The organism is Arthrobacter oryzae, from assembly GCF_037911235.1.
GTDB classification, from domain to species: Bacteria; Actinomycetota; Actinomycetes; order Actinomycetales; family Micrococcaceae; genus Arthrobacter; species Arthrobacter oryzae_E.
On record NZ_JBBLYW010000010.1, the window covers coordinates 70301 to 86666 of the forward strand.

Here is a 16366-nt window from a genome sequence, read left to right on the forward strand (position 1 = left end):
AGCCTAACCGTTTCGAGCTGTTGCAGAATGAGTCATGCGCACCCCACCCCTGCCCGCTCACGGCCGCCCCCGAATAGGAATTGCCGTCCGCCTCAGCAGCTCCCGTGATCCCGACCCGCGGGTCGGGGAAGCCAACCAGCTGTTCGACGACATTGTGGACCTGGTCCGCGAAGGCGGCGGGGAGCCGGTGCTCCTCACTGACGGTTCCGACGGGACAGGTTCCGACACTCAAGGTTCCGACACGACAGGTTCCGACGGCGGCCGGCTGGCTGAAACGCTCAAGGGGCTCGACGGCGTCGTCCTTCCCGGCGGGGGAGACCTGGACCCGCGCCTCTACGGCGAGAACCAGGGCGCACGCTGCTACGACGTCAACCACGCGCAGGATGCATTGGACCTGGCCGTGGCGCGCGGGACCATCGATGAAGGCCTGCCGCTGCTGGGGATCTGCCGCGGACACCAGCTCCTGAATGTCCTCTATGGCGGAACCCTGGTGCAGGACATGGCGGCCGGTCCCGTGACGCACCACGAGCCTGCGGCGGGCGAGGGACCGTGGGCCTGGCACGACGTGGACATCATTCCCGGCTCCAAGGTGGGTCTCCTCTACGGCCCCGCGGGGACTCCACAAGGACTCACGGTCAAGGTCGCCTCCGGCCATCACCAGGCCGTCGCCCGCGTTGCCGACGGGCTGATGGTGACGGCCGTTGCCGGCGACGGCACTGTGGAAGCGTTGGAGGATCCCGGACGATGGGTGGCATCCGTCCAGTGGCATCCCGAAGTCCAGGAGCTCCCGGCCGAGGAACGGGTGGCACCGTTCCGGGCGTTTGTGGAGGTGTGCCGCGGGCGGCAGCGGGCCTAGAAGGACAGTGTCATCGGGTGGCTGATCAGCCCTGCACCCTTGAGGGGGCATCCGGTTGCCGGTCCTTGGCTATATCCTTGGCGACCGGAAATCCGCCTGCTATTATCGTCCAAAAGGCAGTATGTCCTATCAAGAGAACATAGGCTGACATACGCGGGCTCACCGGCACCCCCGGAGTCCGCGGAGCACAAGGGAGCGCTCAGTGGCGAATCAACTCAATCTCAGCATCGATCGCTCTTCACCGGTGCCCCTCTACCACCAGGTGGTCCAGGGCATCGAGTCCGCCATCCACACCGGACTACTCCCCCCGGGCAGCCGGCTGGACAACGAGATCGACCTCGCGGCGCAGCTCAACCTGTCCCGGCCCACCATGCGCAAGGCCATGGATGAACTGGTGCGTTCAGGCCTCCTGGTGCGCAAGCGCGGCGTGGGAACACAGGTTGTTTCCAGCCAGGTCCGCAGGCCGCTGGAACTCTCGAGCCTCTACGACGACCTCACCAATAACGGGAGCAAGCCCACCACCGAGGTGCTCAGCTTCTCCCATATAGAGGCCGATGCCGCCACCCGTGAAGCCCTCCAGCTCCCCGCCGGCGCCAAGGTCTACCACTTCACCAGGCTGCGCAAAGTGGGCGGCAAGCCGCTGGCCCTGATGGAAAACTGGGTCCGGGACGACATCACCCCTATCGACGAAGCCCAGCTCGCCGCCCAAGGCCTATACGCGATCCTGCGCAACGGCGGCGTGAACTTCCGGCTGGCCTCGCAGCGCATCGGCGCCATGGTGGCCAACGACTACCAGGCTCCGCTGCTGGACACCGAGCCCGGTTTGGCGCTGGTGACCATGGAACGCACCGCCGTGGACGACACCGGACGCATGGTGGAGACCGGCCACCACGTCTACCGGGGCGACTCGTACAGCTTTGAAATGACCCTTGTCCAGCGTTAGGCGCCAGCGCTAGCCGCTGCGGCAGAACGAACTTAACGAAAGAGCAAATCTATGGCCAACTGGGTATATCCTCTGGGTTCCGCCGCCGACGGCAGCTGGGACATCTCCCTCGGAACGTCCGACTCCGCCGTCGAAGTGGACGGCTGGGCCCACACCGGGCTCAAGGTCGCGACGCTGGCGGCCGGCGCCGCCGTCGAACTGCCTGCCGCCGGCGAGGAACGCATCGTGGTTCCGCTCAACGGATCCTTCACCGCCACCGTGGACGGGCAGGATTACCGGCTCGCCGGCAGGGCCAGCGTCTTCCACGGCCCGAGCGACGTCCTGTACACGGGCACGCAGAAGGCCGTCACCATCAGCTCGTCCGACGGCGGCAGGGTAGCGGTGGCGACGGCCCCGGCGAAAACCTCCTACCCCACCCGGCTCGTGACGGCCGCCGAAACTCCCGTGGAACTGCGGGGCGCCGGGAACTGCTCCCGCCAGGTCCACAACTTCGGCACCCCGGCCGCGCTGGAAGCCGACCGCTTCATCGTCTGCGAAGTCATCACCCCAGCCGGCAACTGGTCCTCGTATCCCCCGCACAAGCATGACGAGGAGAAAGACGGCGAAACCAGCCTCGAGGAAATCTACTACTTCGAGACCCGTGTGGCGCCGGACGGTCCCGCGGCCGCTGCCGGTTCCGGAGCGCAAAGTGACGCCATCGGCTACCAGCGCGTGTACGCCTCCGACGAGCGGCCCATCGACGTTTCCGCGGAAGTCCGCACGGGCGACGTCGTCCTGGTTCCCTACGGCTGGCACGGGCCGGCCATGGCCGCCCCGGGGTATGACCTGTACTACCTGAACGTGATGGCCGGCCCCGGCCCCGTGCGGGACTGGCTGATCAGCGATGACCCGCACCATGGCTGGATCCGTCAAACCTGGGAAGGCCAGGACGTGGACCCGAGGCTTCCGTTCGGAGCGTAGGCAGTCCGCCACCCGGGCAGCACGCCAGAAGCCCCTGATCGATGGTCAGGGGCTTCGTCGTTGCCGGGGGCCGGGCCGCAAGGCGGGTACTAGCTCGCCACTTTCTGCGCGACCCGCACCGGCACACCGGTCGCCAGCGATTCCTGGGCGGCGTCAGCCACCCTGGATGCCGCCACGGCGTCCTCGGGGGTGCACGGGTTCTCCCTGCGGCCCAGGATCAGCTCCACGAAGGCTTCCATCTCGGAGCGGTATGCCCGGTCGAAGCGTTCGGCGAAGGTCTTGTGCGGCTCGCCCGCGGGGAATCCGACGCCGACTTCGGCCGAGGCCATTGCGGTCTTGTCGTCCAGCCCCACCATCAGCGAACGGCGCGAACCCTGGATTTCCAGGCGGACGTCGTGGCCCGCCCCGTTGTACCGGGTGGCTGACACGGTCCCGACCGTCCCGTCGTCGAACGTCACCAGTGCAAGGGCCGTGTCAACGTCCCCCACCTCCCCGATGGCGGGGTCGCCGTTGTTGGAGCCCCTGGCGTATACCTCGACGATTTCGCGGCCGGTCAACCATCGCAGGATGTCGAAGTCATGGACGGAGCAGTCCCGGAAGAGGCCGCCCGAGCTGGCCAGGTACTCCACGGGCGGCGGCGCCATGTCACATGTGACGGCCCGGAGCGAATGGATCCAACCCAGTTCGCCCGCCCGGTAGGCCCGCCGGGCTTCCAGGTAGCCTGCATCGAAGCGGCGCTGGTGGCCGATCTGCACCACTCCGTGCCGGTCCCGGATATACTCCAGCACCGGCAGGGCGTCCGCCACGTTGAGGGCCACAGGTTTCTCGCAGAAAACGGGGATCCCGGCGTCCACGCCGGCCTTGATCAGCTCCGGGTGCGTGGCTGTTCCCGTGGCGATGACCAGACCGTCCAGCCCCGAAGCCAGGAGCGCTTCCACCGAGGGGAGGAACTCGGCGCCGAGCCCGGACGCGACGGTCCGGGCATGGTCTTCGGCCACGTCGGTGAGCCGGAGCCGGACGTTGATGCCCTCCGGGTTGAGGACGCCGTTCAGCGCGGCGATGTTGTTGGCGTGCATGACGCCGATCCGCCCCACTCCCACCAGGCCAAGTACTACGTCTTTCATGCTTTCTCCTCCGCAAAGACACTGGATGCGGTTGCCAGCCCCGCCACGGACACCGGGACGCCCTGCTTGACTGACTCAATGCAGGCCAGCGCCATGGCCAGCGCACGCCTGGCGTCGGCGGCGCCCGGCGTGAGGGTGACGTCGGACGACGACGGCGGCACGCCGTCGCGCTGTGAACGCACCGCCTCGGCGAAATCGACGAGTTCGTCCGTGTAGGCCTGCCGGAAAAGCTCGACGTTGAGCCGCGGCGTACCGGCGGACATTCCGTCTGCGGTGAACCGGCGGGCGGCGGTTTCCGTAGCGCGGCCGGCCTGCACCATTCCGCGTGAACCGAACACCTCGCCCCGGATGTCGTAGCCGTACAGTGCACTGAAGTTGGCTTCCGCCACGGCAATGGCACCGTTGCTGTAGCGGATGGTCACCACTGCCGTGTCCAGGAAGCCCTGGTCCCGCAGGCCGGGTTCCACCAGGGCGTCCGCCACGGCGTAGACCTCCACCGGCTCGGCGCCTTCGTTGAACCAGTTGAGGGTGTCGAAGTCATGGATCAGGGTTTCCAGGAAGATGGTCCAGGCCGGGACCCTGGCCGCGTTCGGGATGCTGCCGTTCCCGGGATCCCGGGTCAGCGAGCGCAGGAGCTGCGGTGTCCCGGCGACACCGGCCGCAAGGTCCTTCTTGGCAGCCTGGAAGTCGTCCGCATACCGGCGGTTGAAGCCGATCTGGAAGTGGACGCCGGCGGCCTCCACCGCTGCGAGTGCTGCGTCCAGCTCCTCGAGCCCCTGGCCGGCCGGCTTCTCACAGAAGATGTGTTTTCCGGCAGCGGCCGCCTGCGCGATGAGGGAGGAATGGAACCGCGCCGGGCTCGCGATGATTACTGCGTCGATCTGGGGGTCCGCCAGGATGTCCTCGGGGTGAGGGGTCACTTTGGCTCCGCCCAGGGAACGGGCCAACGTCTGCGCAACGTCAACATTCGGGTCGGCGATGGCCACCAGGTTGGCGCCGGGAACGCGGCGGGCGATGCTTTCAGCGTGGAACGCTCCCATCCAGCCGGAGCCGATGAGTCCGATCCGCACGGGGGCGGGAACTCCGGCGGGGTTCTGGGTGATGTAGGCCAAGGGGCTGGTCCTTTCAGTTGGTCCGAACTAGTCACTGCGTGGAACCGTCCAGCGGTGGAATGCGGTTCCGGGGTCTTGGCATGCCAAGAGCAGGGCCGGTCCGGGTGGGCGTGCCCTGCTTTGGCATCGGGTCAGCCGGTCAGCTGTGGGCCTTTCCGGACGTGTGTGCCACCTCGGCCACTTCGCTCTTGACTTCCTTCACCACGTCGCCGTGGCCGCCGAGCTGTTCGAGTTCGTGGGCGAGTTCGGCCAGCTCGGCGCCGCCGGCCATTTGCGCGGTGAGCTCGTCGAGCGTGATGTCCTTCTTCTCGTAGTAGCCGATCGACTTGCCGCGCTTGAGCAGCAGGAACCGGTCACCGACGGGGAAGGCGTGGTGCGGGTTGTGGGTGATGAAGATGACGCCCAGGCCGCGGTCGCGGGCCTGCAGGATGTAGCGCAGCACCACCCCGGACTGCTTCACGCCCAGGGCCGCCGTCGGTTCGTCCAGGATCAGGACCTTAGCGCCGAAGTACACCGCACGGGCGATCGCCACACACTGGCGCTCACCGCCGGAGAGCTGGCCGATCGGCTGCTCCACATCGCGCAGGTCGATGCCCATCTCGGCTAGTTCATGCTTGGTGATGTCCTTCATCTTCTGGACGTCCAGGCTCTTGAACGGGCCGAAACCGGAGGTCAGTTCGGAGCCGAGGAAGAAGTTCCGCCAGATGGGCATCAGGGGAACGACCGCGAGGTCCTGATAGACCGTGGCGATCCCGACGTCGAGCGCGTCGCGGGGTGAGGTGAACTTCCGGTCCTCCCCCATGACCTTTAGGACGCCGTGATCGTGCTGGTGCAGGCCGGCAATGATCTTGATCAGCGTGGACTTGCCGGCGCCGTTGTCGCCCAGGACGCAGGTGACCCGGCCGTTGTCCACGGCCATGGTCACATCGCTGAGCGCCACGATGTTGCCGTAGTTCTTCCCGACCTTGTCCAGCGAGAGCAGGTGCACCGGGGTGTGGGTCAGCGGATCCGTTTCATGCTGCAGCAGGGTCTTCTGGTCAATCTGTTTGGCATTCATTTCTCCGGCCCCTTACTTCAGTTCCGCGCGGCGCTTGACGATCAGGTTGACGATGGTGGCCAGCAGCAGCATCAGGCCCAGGAAGAACTTGAACCAGTCCGGGTTCCACTGGGCGTACACGATGCCCTTGTTCGCCATGCCGAAGATGAACGCGCCGATGGCCCCGCCCACCGCCGAACCATAGCCGCCGGTCAGGAGGCAGCCGCCGATGACAGCGGCGATGATGTAGAGGAATTCGTTGCCCACGCCTTCGCCGGACTGCACGGAGTCGAAGGCGAAGAGGTTGTGCATGCCCAGGACCCAGCCGCAGAAACCCACCGCCATGAACAGGCCGATCTTGGTCTTGGTGACCGGTACACCCACGGCGCGGGCGGCATTGGCGTCGCCGCCGGAGGCGAAGATCCAGTTGCCCACCTTGGTACGCAGCAGCACCCAGGACGCCACAGCCACGAGGACGATCCAGAAGAACACGGTGATCTTCACTTCTACACCCGCGATGTTCACTGACGAGGCGAAGATGGCCCGGGCCGAGGCAAAACCCTCCATCTGCGCGATCGAGGGCGAGGACACGCCGTTGGAGATCATGCGTGTGAGTGCCAGGTTCAAGCCGGTCAGCATGAGGAACGTGGCCAGGGTGACGATGAAGCTGGGCAGCTTGGTCTTCACCAGGATCCATCCGTTGATGAATCCGATCCCGAGTGAAACCACCAGGGCCAGGGCAACGCCTACCCAGACGTTGAGCGAAAAGTACCACGCGAACATGGAGGCGGTCAGGGCGGAGCTGATGACCGCAACACCGGTGGAGAGGTCAAACTCGCCGCCGATCATGAGCAGTGACACGCCCACTGCCATGATGCCGATGGTGGAGGATCCGTACAGCACAGTGGCGAACGAGCTCGGCTGGATAAAGGTGGAGGAAACGACTGAGAAGAAAACGAACAGGACAATGGCACCCACCAGGGCGCCGACCTCGGGCCGCCCCAGCAGCTTTTGGAACGGGCTGCGGCGGCCGATCCGTTCATCCGCCCCCAGCGGTGCCGGCTTGGCTAACGTCTGTGTCATGGAAAACTCCTTGTTGGTCTGGCTGTGGGAGAACCGGAACCCGGCCCTCCCATGGCCAGGTATGCCTGCTGGTTAGCGGACGCCTTGCTGGGCGAATTTGAGGACGTCGGCGGCGGATTCTTTGTCCACGACAGTGGGGCCGGTCAGGACAGGCATTCCGCCGCCCACTTCGAAGCCACCACGATTGAACTGCCACAGCGCATCGATTGAGCCGTACCCCTGGAGCCAGGGCTGCTGGTCCACCGTGAACAGGACAGTTCCGTCCACGATCTTCTGGGCCAGGTCGGCATTCATGTCGAACGATGCCGCCTTCGCGGAGCTGCCGGCGTCGGTGATGGACTTCAGTGCCGTCAGGGTAATGGGGGCGCCGAGGCCGATGATGGCGTCAGCGTCTTTGGTGGCCTGCAGCTTGGCCGTGATGGTGGAAGAAACTTCCGTCATGTCGCGGCCGTTGACGTACAGGATTTCGGTGCCGGCTACTTTCGCCTTCACGCCGGCGCAACGCGCTTCGAGGCCAACATGGCCCTGCTCCTGGATAATGCAGATGGGGTTCTTGTAGTTCAGCGAAGCCAGTTTCTCACCGACAGCCTGTCCTGCGAGCTTTTCGTTCGAGCCGAAGTGCGTAAAGGCGCCGAGCTGCTTCGAAGCATCTTCACCCGCGTTGAGGCTGACCACGGGGATGCCGGCGTCTGTTGCCTTCTTCAGGGCATCCTTTAAGGCGTCCGGCTTGGCCAGGGTGACCGCGATGCCGTCCACCTTCTGATCCACGGCCTGTTCGATCAGCTGGGCCTGGCGACCACCTTCCGGATCGGAGGTGTAGAGCAGTTCCACGTTGTCCTTGGCTGCAGCTTCCTCCGCACCCTTGCGAACGATGTCCCAGAACGTGTCGCCGGCTGCGGCGTGGGTGATGAGTGCAATCTTGATCCGCTCCGTGGTGGCGACCTGCCCTCCGCCCGCGCCGCCACCGGTTTCGGCGGGCTTGCCGCCGGTGCTTGAGCAGGCGCTCAACGCCATCATGGGTACCACAGCAGCAACCAGGGCCGCCTTGCGCCAGGAAAAACTAGCCACCTTAATCTCCTTTGATCTCAGGTCCCGGGCTGCCACTTTGCAGCCGCGGGAGCACTGTCTACCTCGATCATGGTGACTCAGCTCACTAATGTCAATAGTTTGTCCTGACATTAGGATGATACAACTTGAAATCTGTCTTAGCAGGCGCGAAAAACGCCGGGGATGACGGCCTCAACCCTCATTCCCGGCGCTGCTCACCGGGCCCGAAAAAAGGGGCCCACCCTCGGATTCCGGCTAGCCGACGACGGCGGGCTCCTCGGCCACAGCGGGACCGGACGCTGCCGCCGTCGTGCGGTCCTTGCCGCGCCGCTTGGCACTTGCCGCAGCAAAGGCCATCACGCCGACCCCGAGGAGGGTGATGGCGGCGCCGGCCCAGATCGGCGAGGTGTAGCCGAGCCCGGCGGTGATGGTCACGCCGCCCAACCAGGCTCCGAGGGCGTTGCCGACGTTGAAGGCGCCGATATTGGCACCTGAAGCCAGGGTGGGCGCGCTGCTGGCGTACTTCATGACCCGCATCTGCAGCCCGGGGACGGTGGCGAAGCCGAAGCCGCCCATCAGCACGATGGAGGCGATGGTGAGGGGCTGGTTGCCGGCAGTCAGGGCGAAGGCCACGAGGATCACCACCAGCACGGCAAGGACCACCAGCAACGTGCGGTCCACATTGCGGTCCGCGGCCTTGCCGCCCACGGTGTTGCCGATGAAGAGCCCCACCCCGAAGAGGATCAGGAGCCAGGGCACGGTGGAGGCCGCAAACCCGGTGACCTCGGTGAGGGTGAAGGCGATGTAGGTGAACGCGCCGAACATTCCACCGTAGCCCAGTATGGTCACGAGAATCGACAGCCAGACCTGGCCGGAACGGAAGGCCCGCAGCTCGCCGCGGAGCCCGCCGGAGGCTGCCCGGGCGGCGGCGTCACCCCGGCCGGTCCTGGGCACCAGCGTCAGGATGCCGATGAGCGCAAGGACACCGATTCCCGTAATCGCCCAGAACGTGGAGCGCCAGCCGGCCGCCTGGCCCAGCATGGTACCGAACGGGACGCCGAGGACGTTGGCGGCCGTCAGTCCGGTGAACATGATGGCGATGGCGCCGGCTTTCCTGGTAGGTGCCACCATGTCCGCGGCCACCACGGCTCCGATACCGAAGAACGCACCGTGGGCCAGGGCGGCCACGATCCGGCCGATCATCATCATCGAATAGTCGGGGGCGATGGCTGAGATCAGGTTGCCGGCAATGAACAGCACCAGCAGGACGGCGAGCACGGGCTTGCGCTCGAAGCGCGTCACGGCCGCCGTGAGCAGCAGGGCTCCAACGACGACGGCGAGGGCGTAGCCGGAGATCAGCCAGCCGGCCGTGGCCTCGCTGACATGGAAATCAGCGGCAACTTCGGGCAGCAGGCCCATGATCACGAACTCGGTGAGTCCGATCCCGAACCCGCCGAGGGCGAGTGCTAACAGGCCAATGGGCATGGCGGAGCTCCTTCAAAAACTGTACGGAAAGGGGTAGGGCGCGTAAGCTATTAGTTGCAGACGCGTTATTTATTCTTGCACAAGCAGATACACCGCGCAAGCAACTATTATTTGTTGTGCCCCGTTTCACGTTTGCGGGGTACGCGAGCCGAAGGGAACCACACGATGGGCATCAAGGACGACGCCGTTGAAGTCCGCGCGCAGGGGTGGCGGACCCTCGCCGCACTGCACGGCCTGATCGAATCGGAGCTGGAACGGGCCCTGCAGGCCGAAGCCCAGCTGTCCGTCGTCGAGTACACCGTGCTCGACGCCCTGAGCCGGCAGGACGGCTGGCACATGCGCATGCAGCAGCTGGCCCGAGCCACCGCGCTGAGCGCCAGCGCCACCACGCGGCTGGTCAATAGGCTCGAGGACCGTGGCCTGCTGACACGCATCCTGTGTGCGGATGACCGCCGCGGCATCTATACCGAACTGACCGAGAGCGGCATCAAACTGCTGGACGAGGCCCGCCCCGCCCACGACGCCACCCTGGAACGGGCCCTGGCCGAAGCGCAGGAGATCCCGGAGCTTGCCCCGCTGGTCGACGCGCTGCCCAGGCTGCACGCGCACGCCTAGGCACACACGGGGGCAAACGCCAGCCTCCGCTTAACGAGTTTTTGTCCAGATAATGCCCCTTTGAATCGTTCAAAGGGGCATTATCTGGACAAAGACTATTGGCGGTTGTGGTTACTTGATTGTCGCGCTGACCTGATTCCCGCCGTCGGACGCCGCGTCCTTGACCGCAGCGTTCTTGAAGTAATGCTCCAGGTCCTCGAGGCTCTTGTCCTTGGTTTCCGGTACCACCCGTTTCACCCAGACGATCGCCGCCAGCTGGATGGCCACGAAAATGAAGAACGTCGTCGAAACGCCGATCCAGGCGACCATCTGCGGGAAGAAGAACCCGATCAGGAAGTTGATCATCCACAGCACGAACACGCAGATGCCCATGCCGATGCCGCGGACGTGCAGAGGGAAGATTTCGGACATCGTCAGCCACGTCACCGTGCCGATGCAGGACTGCATGGACGCCAGGAAGGTCACCATGAACAGCAGCACCAGGTAGCCGCGGAACGTGCTTTCCGGGATCAGCATCGAAATCAGGCCGATGGCCAGCAGCGAGGATGCCGTGCCCGCCAGGCCCACGATCAGCATGGACTTCCGGCGCACCTTGGTCATCAGTGCCATGCCGACGATGACGGCGACCACGGAGGTGATGCCGTTGACCACGTTGGCGAGCAGGGCGCCCTGGTCCCCGAAGCCTGAGCTGGAGAGGATCGACGTGCCGTAGTACATGATGGCGTTGACGCCGCTGATCTGGTTGATCACCGCCATGCCCAGGCCCACCACGAAGATCCTGCGGATCCAGGGCACGGTGAGGTCGCGGAACGTTCCAAGCTTGGATTGGTAGTCCTCGCGGGCCGCTTGCCGCACTTCATCGAATTCCGTGGAGACGTCGGCGGACGCGCGGGTCTTGCGCAGCACTTCGAGGACCTCGCCGAAGCGTCCGGCCGATGCCAGCCAGCGGGGGCTTTCGGGAAGGACCAGCATGCCGAACCAGAGCACGACGGCGGGCAGCGTCGCGATGACCAGCATCCAGCGCCACACGTGCGAGGCCTCCGGGAAGGCGTTGCCCAGAACTGCGTTGAACGTGAACGCCAGGAACTGGCCGGTGACGATCATGAGTTCGTTCTGCGTGACGATCCGCCCGCGCTGGGCTGCCGGCGACATTTCCGCGAGGTACACAGGCACGATCACCGATGCCCCGCCCACCGCCAGGCCCAGGACCGTGCGGGCCAGCACCAGCAGCTCAGTGGTGGGTGCGAGCGAACAGGCAATGGTGGAGAACGCAAAGATCAGCGCCAGCGCCATGATGGTCTTGCGGCGGCCAAAACGGTCGGACAAGCGGCCTGCGGTGATGGCACCGAACGCCGCGCCGAACAGCAGGGTGGACGTGACGAGCCCTTCGGTCAGCGGCGTCAGCCCGAGGTCCCGCTGCATGAACGGCAGGGCACCGTTGATGACTCCGGTGTCGTAGCCGAAGAGCAAGCCGCCGAAGGTCGAGAAGAGGGCCACCCGCCGCATGAATCCCTTGGGATTGGGAGCCGCTTCAGCAGAACCTGCCGGACCGGCCATGGACCGGGCCGAAGTATCGGAGAGTATATTTTCTGTTTGCTTCATAGGGCGGCCGCTACCGTGCTTTTGCGATGTAGTTGTTCATCGTGTCCAGCTGGTAGCGGGATACCTCGGCGGCGTTCTCGTCTTCGGCGAAAACGCTGGACACCATCACGGTGTCTTCACGGTCCAGGAAGCCGATCTCCTGCAGGCCGCCGAAGAACTCTTCCCAGTTGACGTCGCCGTCGCCGATTTTCAAGTGCTGGTGGACGCGGACCGGGTTGCCGGGCGGGTTGGTGATGTAGCGCAGGCCGTGCGAGGCGTGGTGGTTCATGGTGTCTGCAACATGGACCAGGCGGAGCTTGTCCCCTGCGGCGCGCATGATGTCCAGCGGCTCGTTCTTCATGTGGAAGCTGTGGGAGGCCACGTACACCAGGCCCACGTTCTTGGAGTTCAGGCCGCGGATAACGCGGATGGCGGCCAGGCCCTCTTCCACGAAGTCGTCCGGGTGCGGATCGATCAGGACGTCGAGGCCTTCGCGTTCGATGATGGGCAGCAGTTCTTCCATGGAGCGGTAGAAGGCGCGCTCCGATTCCTCGGCTTTCTCCGGGCGTCCGCTGAATTCAGTGTTGATGGTGCCGACGCCGAGGTCCACGGTGATCTGGATGACGCGCTTCCAGTACCGGACGGCTGCTTCGCGGGCATCCTCGTCCGGCCCGGACCAGCGCAGCACCGGCAGGACGGACGCGATCTCGATCCCCACATCCTTGCAGGCCTTGTTGAGCTTGCCCACCAGTTCGTCGTCGGCCTTGGGGTGGTTGTAGAACGGGATGAAGTCGGCGTGCGGGGTCATCTGCATGTACTTGTAGCCGAGGTCCGCCACCACCCGGGGGAATTCGAGCAGGCCGTGCGAGTGGTGGAACGGCGTTGGATCAAGTGCGATTTTCACGTGGAACACTCCATTGTGGATGAGTCAGTTTTCGAACGGAGTTTTTGTCCAGATAACGCGCCCAAAGGGGCTTATATGTCGCGTTATCTGGACAAAAACTCCTGGTGCGGGCGGGGTTAGCTGTAGAGCGCTGGCTTGGCGTTCAGCTTCACGGCCACCTTCTCGCCGTTCTTCTGAGCCTCGACGCCGGCTTCGCAGCAGGCTGCGGTGGCGTAGCCGTCCCACGCGGTGGGGCCGCCGATTTCGCCGCGGAGCGCCGCGTCAACCCAGGCCTGGATTTCGACGTCGTACGCCGCACCGAAGCGCTCTTCGAATCCGGGGGTGACGTTGCCGCCCCAGCGTCCGGCGCTGCGGGTGTAGGGGCCCTTGTCGCCGCCGATGCTGACGATGCCGTCCTCGAAGGAGGCCTGCGTGGCCACTTCGTAGCCGAACTTGGCGTTGACGTAGATCTCCACGTCCGCGAGGACACCGGACTCGGTTTCCACGAGGACGTGCTGGGGATCGTGCTGGCCGGCCGGGGCGTTCTTCGTGGCCTTGCCCAGGCGGACCTGGACGCTGGTGATTTCCTCGCCGGTGAAGAACCTGATGGCGTCGAATTCATGCACCACCGAGTCGTTGATCAGCATCTCGTTGGTGAAGCCCGCCGGTGTGGTGGGGTTGCGGTGTTGGTGGTGCAGCATCAGCAGTTCGCCCAGTTCATGGTCGCGGATGACCTGGCCCAGCGCTGCGTATTCGGCGTCGAAGCGGCGCATGAAGCCCACCTGGATGCGCTTGTGGCCCAGCTTTTCCTCGGCCTGGACGATCTTCCAGGCCGATTTGGCGTCGGGCGTGAGCGGCTTCTCGCAGAGGATCGGAATGTCCTTCGCGAGGGCCTTCAGCAGGATGTCCTCGTGCAGGAAGCCGGGCGTGGCGATGAGGACGGCGTTGACGTCGCCGTTGTTGAGCGCCTCGTCGGCGTCGGCCAGGGCCACTGCGCCCGGGATGCCTTCGATGGCTGCCTGGGCACGCGCCAGGTCAACATCGACGACGGCGGCGACTTCAGCTCCGTGGATGCGCTTGCTGAGGCGCTGGATGTGGTCCGCGCCCATGCGGCCGGCGCCGATGACGGCGACGCGAAGGGTTTCAGTCATTGTTCTTTCCTTACGTTTCGGGTGCCTAGGCGGTTAGTTGACTGCTGTGCGGGAACCGCAGGACAGCAGGTAGTTGCGGGTGCGCTTGGCGATCGGCATGGGGACGTCGAAGGCCACCGGGTACATGTCCTGCTCCACGATGCCGAAGATGGGGCGGTTCAGGGCCTCCACTGCCTCGATGACGGCCCGCAGGTCAGGCAGCCCGTTCGGCGGCTCGGTCATGACGCCGGCAAGGTTGGCCGCGGCCCAGGTCATGTTTTCCTCGTTGACCTTCTTGAGGATGTCCGGGTTGATCTGCTTCAGGTGCAGGTAGCCGATGCGGTCCGGGTAGTTCTTGATGAGCTCCAGGCTGGAGGCCCCGCAGTACTCGGCGTGGCCGGTGTCCAGGCACAGGTTCAGGTACTTCGAATCCGTTGCGGCCAGGAGGGTTTCAATGTCCTCCTGGGCTCCGACGTGGGAATCGGCGTGGGAGTGGAACTGCTGCTTCAGGCCGAAGTCCTCCAGCAGGGTCTTGCCCAGCCGGTTGTGCCCGGCGAACAGGTCGCTCCAGGCCTTCTCGGTGAGCTGGCCGCTTTCCACGGCTTCGCCGGTTACGTCGTCGCGCCACATGGCCGGGATGACCACGATGTGCTCGCCGCCCATGGCTGCCGTGAGCTCGGCGACCTTCCGGGCCGGCTCCCAGGCGGTCTCCCATTGGTCCAGGCCGCGGTGGAAGGCGGTGAACACCGTTCCGGCCGTGACTTTCAGGTCGCGCTGCTTGAGCTCTTCGGCCAGCCGGGCGGGGTCGGTGGGGAGGTAGCCGTAGGGGCCGAGCTCTATCCACTTGTAGCCGGATTCGGCCACTTCGTCGAGGAACCGCTCCCACGGGGTCTGCTTGGGGTCATCCGGGAACCAGACACCCCAGGAGTCCGGCGCGGTGCCGATGATCAGTTTGTTCTCAGTCATGACAACGATGGCTTTCTCGGGTCGCTAGTTGGACGGGAAGTTGTAGGAGGCACCCGAGGCGTGGGTGGGCTCGGGCCAGCGTGACGTAACCACTTTGCCACGGGTGTAGAAGGAAACTCCTTCGGGTCCGTAGATGTGCTTGTCACCGAACAGCGAGGCCTTCCAGCCGCCGAAGGAGTGGTAGGCCACCGGGACGGGCAGCGGCACGTTGATGCCGATCATGCCCACGGTCACGGAGCGCTGGAACTTGCGGGCGTTGGCGCCGGAGGAGGTGAAGATGGCGGTGCCGTTGCCGTAGGGGTTGGAGTTGATCAGGGCAATGCCGGCATCCAGGTCTTCCACCCGGACGACGACCAGGACGGGTCCGAAGATTTCCTCGGTGTAGGCGGTCATTTCGGTCTTGACGTGGTCCAGGACGGTGGGGCCGACCCAGAAGCCTTCCTCGTGGCCGGGGACCACCAGGTCGCGGCCGTCCACCACCATGGCGGCGCCTGCGGCTTCCGCTTCGGTGACGATCTTGACGATGCGTTCCTTGGAGGCGGGCGTGATGACCGGGCCCATTTCGGCGTCGGGAGCGGTGCCGTTGTTGACCTTGACGGCGAGGGCGCGCTCTTCGACCTTCTTGACCAGCAGCTCGGCGGCATCGCCGACGGCGACGGCGACGGAGATGGCCATGCAGCGTTCGCCGGCGGAACCGAAGGCGGCGGCGGCGAGGTGGTCGGCGGCGTTGTCGAGGTCGGCGTCGGGCATCACGATGGCGTGGTTCTTTGCGCCGCCGAGGGCCTGGACGCGTTTGCCGTGCTTGGTGGCGGTCTCGTGGACGTACTGGGCGATCGGGGTGGAGCCGACGAAGGAGATGCCGTCCACGTCCGGGTGGGTCAGGAGTCCGTCCACAGTTTCTTTGTCGCCGTGCAGCACCTGGAAGACGCCGTCGGGCAGGCCTGCCTGCTTCCACAGCTTGGCCAGCAGCATGGAGGCGGAGGGGTCGCGCTCTGAGGGCTTGAGGATGAAGGCGTTGCCGGTGGCGATGGCCATCGGGGCCATCCACAGCGGCACCATGACGGGGAAGTTGAACGGGGTGATGCCGGCGACGACGCCGAGCGGTTCGCGGAAGGAGAAGACGTCGATGCCGGTGGAGACCTGGTCCGAGTAGTCGCCCTTGAGCAGCTGCGGGATGCCGCAGGCGAACTCGATGACCTCCAGGCCGCGGCCGATCTCGCCCTTGGCGTCGGAGAGGACCTTGCCGTGCTCGGCGGTGATCAGTTCGGCGAGATCGTCCACGTGGGCGGCGACGAGTTCGCGGAACTTGAACAAAACGGCGGTGCGCTTGGCCAGGGAGATATCGCCCCAGCTGTCGGCAGCTTTGCGGGCGGCGGCTACGGTGGCATCCAGGTCGGCCCGGTTGGCCAGCCGCAGCTCTGCGGAGACGGCGCCGGTGGCCGGGTTGTAGACGGGCTGGGTGCGGTCGCCTTCGCCGGCGGTCTCGGCCCCGTTGATGAAGTGGTTGATGGTGGTGGTGACGGTCGTCGTTGACATGGTGTGGGA

15 protein-coding genes are annotated in these 16366 nt (G+C 65.4%); 4 read left to right on the forward strand and 11 right to left on the reverse strand.

The annotated features are described in order from the left end of the window. Positions 1–34: 34 nt before the first annotated feature. The 3 genes from WMN78_RS03310 to iolB all read left to right on the forward strand — a co-directional run bounded on the left by WMN78_RS03310 (position 35) and on the right by iolB (position 2759). The gene (locus tag WMN78_RS03310) at positions 35–856 is read left to right on the forward strand and encodes a type 1 glutamine amidotransferase (RefSeq protein WP_340531991.1); all 822 of its coding nucleotides are present in this window, start codon (positions 35–37) and stop codon (positions 854–856) included. 202 nt (positions 857–1058) lie between these two features. Continuing rightward, positions 1059–1799: a GntR family transcriptional regulator gene (locus WMN78_RS03315; RefSeq protein ID WP_305939894.1), complete on the forward strand. Its 741-nt coding sequence runs from the start codon at positions 1059–1061 to the stop codon at positions 1797–1799. A 51-nt stretch (positions 1800–1850) separates the two neighbouring features. Further along, positions 1851–2759: a 5-deoxy-glucuronate isomerase gene (gene iolB / locus WMN78_RS03320; protein ID WP_340531992.1), complete on the forward strand. Its 909-nt coding sequence runs from the start codon at positions 1851–1853 to the stop codon at positions 2757–2759. An 89-nt stretch (positions 2760–2848) separates the two neighbouring features. On the opposite strand, the gene WMN78_RS03325 is transcribed toward iolB, so the two are convergent. From WMN78_RS03325 to WMN78_RS03350, 6 genes are all read right to left on the reverse strand, one after another. After that, entirely contained in the window at positions 2849–3883 is a 1035-nt protein-coding gene (locus WMN78_RS03325) for a Gfo/Idh/MocA family oxidoreductase (protein ID WP_340531993.1), read from the reverse strand. Next, the gene (locus tag WMN78_RS03330; protein WP_340531994.1) at positions 3880–4995 is read right to left on the reverse strand and encodes a Gfo/Idh/MocA family oxidoreductase; all 1116 of its coding nucleotides are present in this window, start codon (positions 4993–4995) and stop codon (positions 3880–3882) included. Before WMN78_RS03330 ends, WMN78_RS03325 begins: the two co-directional genes overlap by 4 nt. A 139-nt stretch (positions 4996–5134) precedes the next feature. Further along, complete coding sequence (locus WMN78_RS03335) at positions 5135–6052, reverse strand: ATP-binding cassette domain-containing protein (RefSeq protein WP_340531996.1); 918 nt, start codon at positions 6050–6052, stop codon at positions 5135–5137. A 12-nt stretch (positions 6053–6064) separates the two neighbouring features. Further along, positions 6065–7114 (reverse strand): ABC transporter permease, encoded by a 1050-nt coding sequence (locus WMN78_RS03340; RefSeq protein WP_340531997.1) that lies wholly within the window; start codon positions 7112–7114, stop codon positions 6065–6067. A gap of 72 nt (positions 7115–7186) precedes the next feature. Continuing rightward, positions 7187–8182, reverse strand: a complete 996-nt coding sequence (locus WMN78_RS03345; RefSeq protein WP_340531998.1) for a substrate-binding domain-containing protein — start codon at positions 8180–8182, stop codon at positions 7187–7189. A gap of 234 nt (positions 8183–8416) precedes the next feature. Continuing rightward, on the reverse strand, positions 8417–9646 hold the full coding sequence (locus tag WMN78_RS03350) for an MFS transporter (RefSeq protein WP_340531999.1): 1230 nt from the start codon (positions 9644–9646) through the stop codon (positions 8417–8419). Positions 9647–9811: 165 nt separating this feature from the next. Between WMN78_RS03350 and WMN78_RS03355 the strand changes: the two genes are divergently transcribed. Continuing rightward, a complete protein-coding gene (locus WMN78_RS03355; RefSeq protein ID WP_340532000.1) occupies positions 9812–10261 on the forward strand; it encodes a MarR family winged helix-turn-helix transcriptional regulator in 450 nt (149 codons plus the stop codon). 111 nt (positions 10262–10372) lie between these two features. Here WMN78_RS03355 and WMN78_RS03360 read toward each other — a convergent pair whose 3' ends face one another. From WMN78_RS03360 to WMN78_RS03380, 5 genes are all read right to left on the reverse strand, one after another. Further along, positions 10373–11863 carry a sugar porter family MFS transporter gene (locus WMN78_RS03360; protein ID WP_340532001.1) on the reverse strand — a complete coding sequence of 497 codons (1491 nt, stop codon included), beginning with the start codon at positions 11861–11863 and terminating at the stop codon, positions 10373–10375. Between the two features lie 10 nt (positions 11864–11873). Beyond that, positions 11874–12746, reverse strand: a complete 873-nt coding sequence (locus tag WMN78_RS03365; RefSeq protein ID WP_340532002.1) for a sugar phosphate isomerase/epimerase — start codon at positions 12744–12746, stop codon at positions 11874–11876. Between the two features lie 116 nt (positions 12747–12862). Further along, complete coding sequence (locus WMN78_RS03370; protein WP_340532003.1) at positions 12863–13876, reverse strand: Gfo/Idh/MocA family oxidoreductase; 1014 nt, start codon at positions 13874–13876, stop codon at positions 12863–12865. A 33-nt stretch (positions 13877–13909) separates the two neighbouring features. Beyond that, positions 13910–14821 (reverse strand): sugar phosphate isomerase/epimerase family protein, encoded by a 912-nt coding sequence (locus tag WMN78_RS03375; protein ID WP_055797692.1) that lies wholly within the window; start codon positions 14819–14821, stop codon positions 13910–13912. A 24-nt stretch (positions 14822–14845) separates the two neighbouring features. Continuing rightward, positions 14846–16357 carry a CoA-acylating methylmalonate-semialdehyde dehydrogenase gene (locus WMN78_RS03380; RefSeq protein ID WP_340532004.1) on the reverse strand — a complete coding sequence of 504 codons (1512 nt, stop codon included), beginning with the start codon at positions 16355–16357 and terminating at the stop codon, positions 14846–14848. Between the last annotated feature and the right edge of the window lie 9 nt (positions 16358–16366).

What these genes read in the sequence shown, in the direction of transcription:
- WMN78_RS03310 (WP_340531991.1), top strand. Translation starts at nt 35, where the DNA reads ATGCGCACCCCACCCCTGCCCGCTCACGGCCGCCCCCGAATAGGAATT.
- iolB (WP_340531992.1), top strand. Translation starts at nt 1,851, where the DNA reads ATGGCCAACTGGGTATATCCTCTGGGTTCCGCCGCCGACGGCAGCTGG.
- WMN78_RS03325 (WP_340531993.1), bottom strand. Translation starts at nt 3,883, where the DNA reads ATGAAAGACGTAGTACTTGGCCTGGTGGGAGTGGGGCGGATCGGCGTC.
- WMN78_RS03335 (WP_340531996.1), bottom strand. Translation starts at nt 6,052, where the DNA reads ATGAATGCCAAACAGATTGACCAGAAGACCCTGCTGCAGCATGAAACG.
- WMN78_RS03340 (WP_340531997.1), bottom strand. Translation starts at nt 7,114, where the DNA reads ATGACACAGACGTTAGCCAAGCCGGCACCGCTGGGGGCGGATGAACGG.
- WMN78_RS03350 (WP_340531999.1), bottom strand. Translation starts at nt 9,646, where the DNA reads ATGCCCATTGGCCTGTTAGCACTCGCCCTCGGCGGGTTCGGGATCGGA.
- WMN78_RS03355 (WP_340532000.1), top strand. Translation starts at nt 9,812, where the DNA reads ATGGGCATCAAGGACGACGCCGTTGAAGTCCGCGCGCAGGGGTGGCGG.
- WMN78_RS03360 (WP_340532001.1), bottom strand. Translation starts at nt 11,863, where the DNA reads ATGAAGCAAACAGAAAATATACTCTCCGATACTTCGGCCCGGTCCATG.
- WMN78_RS03370 (WP_340532003.1), bottom strand. Translation starts at nt 13,876, where the DNA reads ATGACTGAAACCCTTCGCGTCGCCGTCATCGGCGCCGGCCGCATGGGC.
- WMN78_RS03375 (WP_055797692.1), bottom strand. Translation starts at nt 14,821, where the DNA reads ATGACTGAGAACAAACTGATCATCGGCACCGCGCCGGACTCCTGGGGT.
- WMN78_RS03380 (WP_340532004.1), bottom strand. Translation starts at nt 16,357, where the DNA reads ATGTCAACGACGACCGTCACCACCACCATCAACCACTTCATCAACGGG.